General features: G+C 40.4%; 3 protein-coding genes. All 3 read right to left on the bottom strand.

What is annotated here, in order from left to right:
- On the bottom strand, positions 1-659 hold a 659-nt coding region (locus NSA01_RS09820; protein WP_257481282.1), incomplete at its 3' end, for a DUF7601 domain-containing protein.
- Positions 660-700: 41 nt separating this feature from the next.
- The gene (locus NSA01_RS09815; protein ID WP_257481281.1) at positions 701-1393 is read right to left on the bottom strand and encodes a peptidoglycan recognition protein family protein; all 693 of its coding nucleotides are present in this window, start codon (positions 1391-1393) and stop codon (positions 701-703) included.
- 14 nt (positions 1394-1407) lie between these two features.
- Positions 1408-2766, bottom strand: coding sequence for an O-antigen ligase family protein (locus tag NSA01_RS09810; protein WP_257481280.1), 1359 nt, complete (start codon positions 2764-2766; stop codon positions 1408-1410).
- Positions 2767-3424: the final 658 nt, after the last annotated feature.

The following is a 3424-nucleotide window of genomic DNA, read 5'->3' as shown; positions in this document are numbered from 1 at the left end:
GTCGCTGTCGCGCTTTGTCCGTGTTTTAATGTGAATGTAGCCACGCCGTCCGTGAAGTCCATATCGCCGAATTTTCCACTGATCGTCTTATCATCAAGCGTAACTGTGAAATGGAACTCCTTCTCTTTATCGCCGTGCGTTCCCGCAACTTCTTTTGTTACTGTCAGATTGCCTGTAGCAACCTTTTTCTTATTATTTAAAGTTACAGTGACTATTCCGCCATAGCCGCCGGCATCCTTCCCTTCCCATTTCACAGTTTCTCCATCGTATTCGTATCCGTCAACCGCCAACTCCTTCACACTTTCTGGAATATAACCGTAGGTCCTATAATCAACCTTAGGATATGTATAAGTCCAGTTGTTCTCTGCGTTCAGTGTAATAGATACCTTTTCTGTAGGGGGGGAAGAGGAACCGCCGGGACGGTCTGTATCTGCCAGATCAACAAGGAACGTAATTGATTTCGGTCTGTCGCTTACAGCACCGCCATCATCCCATTCTTTCTGAAATACCAGAGTACAGCCACTAGCTCCCACATAACTGGTTCGAGCGGAGTCTGCAGCAAATACGTTACTTTTGAATACAACCAACACAGTCAAACATAACATCATTAATATGATGCCATTGTAGATAAATCTCTTTTTTTCTCCTTTTAGATTCATGACATTTCTCCTTTCATACTTTATTTTTTCACGCAATGCCCTCAGGAACTATTCAAATTTTTATTGACTTTTTCTGCAATATCCGCCATCCTGCTTTCTAGATAGTAACCGGGACATTCTGTATCTTCTCGGAACATATTGTGAATGGTCAGATTTCCATTGGTGTCTCCTGTATAAACTAATTCCTCGATGCCATTGCGCCAACAGATATCTGTGCACAGTTCAATGAGCGTTTCATAAGCTTCATCGCTGACCCGCCAATCGCCACCTATGGTCTCATTGGCAACCTCAATGGTGACTGCCATATCGTCATTTTCAGCATTGGAGCTGGCCCACGATCGATTTTCCTCCTCCACATAAATCGCCACCTTACCGTTAATATCAATCCCGTAGTTGGAAGAAGCTTTTCGATCCTTTTTAGCAAAGGATTCTCCAAGTCTCTCCAATGTAAGATTCGCACCCATATGATGAATGGTAATCTTTTTAATTTCTGACTTTCTGGGAAAATCTGCATTAGGACTCAGGTGTACATAAGAGGCTAGAGGACTGTTTCTTGCAATCACCTCGTCTGTCTCTGACCTGGTCAGTTTCTTCCCAACATAAGGAGGAAGCTCCAAACGAGCCTGCCAGGCTCCTACGAAAACTAGTGCAGACAAAACACAAAAAGCCACAAGCAGCACAACTGCGCTGTAATGTCTGCCTGATGTTTTTTCATGTATCTTTTGTTTCTTCACTATCTCACCCCCCATCATAACAAGCATTGAATCAGATTCCATGTAAAGAGCGCTGCAAATCCACCAAAAATAACCTTCACAACAGTCCCACTTAAAAGACGGGTTCTTCTTTCATCGTTTGCTGCGGTCATAATAAGAAAAGGGAGTGTTGCCATATAGAAAAAACTGGTATCCATCATATTGTGAGTCAGCGATGCAAAAAACATACCTCGCTGTGCCTCATCTTCTCTCTTACTAATATGGCGTATTGCAGTAATGATTAGCATAGCCAAAGCAATCAGTCCCAATTCCACCCCTACATGAACAAATACATTATGAATATGCCATGTATTAAAATATGGATCAGTATCCTGCAAATTAAGCAAGCGCCACTGGTATGGCCCAACCCCCAAAAGCGGATTTTTTCCAAAATAGCCCAAACCATTCTTAATCATAGCCAGACGCTCTATAAAAGTGGCAGCTGCATTAGGCCTAAAAAAAAGCAGCACTCCTACGCTGCAGACGCCAGCCAGACAAATCAGGGTACTTATCCATCTGCGGTCGGCCAAATACAGTCTAAAGGCATTCTGGCATATAGCAGCTGACAGGATGTAGATACTGAGAACAATACAAAGCCACGGCCAATTTGCTATGCATCCTGCAATATAAAGAAGAATGCCGCATCCAACTGCAAAGACAATCTCTGCCGTCCTAAGAATTAGCGTAGAAAGATTTCCTTTTCTATAGATATGCATAGCGATAATTCCTATACCAAGCGCCCCAAAGGAACCGAAAGACATTGTTAGCGCCAAAGCTATCAACGTAAGAAAATCTAATCCCTGAAAAAATCTTTTCAGCGCCGTTTTTCCCTCCTGCACTTCTCCAATGCAGCTTTGCAGAGCAAACCATCCAAGAACCAGCATAGCCCCCATAGCGTTTGGATTTCCCATTAAACCAGACAGTCTATCCGCATTTCCATGAAATGTTGCTAGGGTAAACTGCCCAATTCCAATAAATGCTATCATTCCGACCCAAATAGCGCACGACCTTTTAAGAAGCGTCCGCTCCCCACCGCTAAGATATGCCGCCAGCAGATAGACCACTGGAAAAAACGACTGCGTAGAAGCAAGTCCATCTACAGTAGTTCCATAAATCCTATATCCGGAGAGCAGACTAACTACATTATAGAAAATCAGTGGAATCAAAATCCACAAATCCACTCTTACCGAAGACTGCATGAGTCCTATTATACATAGAAACAATCCCACACAAGATACGACAATGATACTTCCTGCACCAATAAATGTAAAAATGAAAAATGTAAGAAACAGCATCATAGTAATGTGTGGAATTTTAAAACTGCGTTGTTTCCCTTTTATATTTTTTGTCATCATTTTTCTATTGTTTCTCCTCTGATTTTGCACAGTTCACCATTCATTACAACAAAAAAAACACCATACCTAAAAATAGATATAATGGTGCCTATGCTTTTACAATTACGATTTGATTGTACGTGAAAAAGAGCAGACTTTATCTGTCTGTCTGTCTGTCTGTCTGTCTGTCTGTCTGTCTGTCTGTCTGTCTGTCTGTCTGTCTGTCTGTCACAGCATACCAGTTTCTAAGCATATCTGTCAACCCCTTTTTAGCAAAAATTAAAAAGTATTTTTCTTTTCCTAATCGGTTTAATTTTAAACTATTTTTAAGCACTTGTCTATAGTATTTTCAGCATTCATCAAACATAGCAAAAAATAATTGGTATGTTCGCTAACTACCGTTTCTTTACTTTCATAGTATAGAAAAAGACACTCTATTTCAAGTATCATTCTCCATATCTCTGCATTTCTTAGTATAAGTCGTTATACAAGGTTCTTTCATTTGTTGTACTATTGTTGTAAATCCTTCAATATTTCCTCTTGCTCATTCGTTTAAATGCAGTATTTATAAGGCTTTTCTTTGTTCTCATACTGTTTTTTTATTAAAAAAGAATATGTAATATCTTTTAGGTAATATGCGGGTGAATGACCTTCGTAAGTTTAATATCTTTTCTGCCGA

The organism is Anaerofustis stercorihominis (assembly GCF_024623185.1).
Classification (GTDB): domain Bacteria; phylum Bacillota; class Clostridia; order Eubacteriales; family Anaerofustaceae; genus Anaerofustis.
The sequence above is the reverse complement of the archived record's forward strand: the minus strand, read 5'-3'. Positions and strand labels throughout refer to the sequence as shown.

What these genes read in the sequence shown, in the direction of transcription:
- NSA01_RS09810 (WP_257481280.1), bottom strand. Translation starts at nt 2,766, where the DNA reads ATGATGACAAAAAATATAAAAGGGAAACAACGCAGTTTTAAAATTCCA.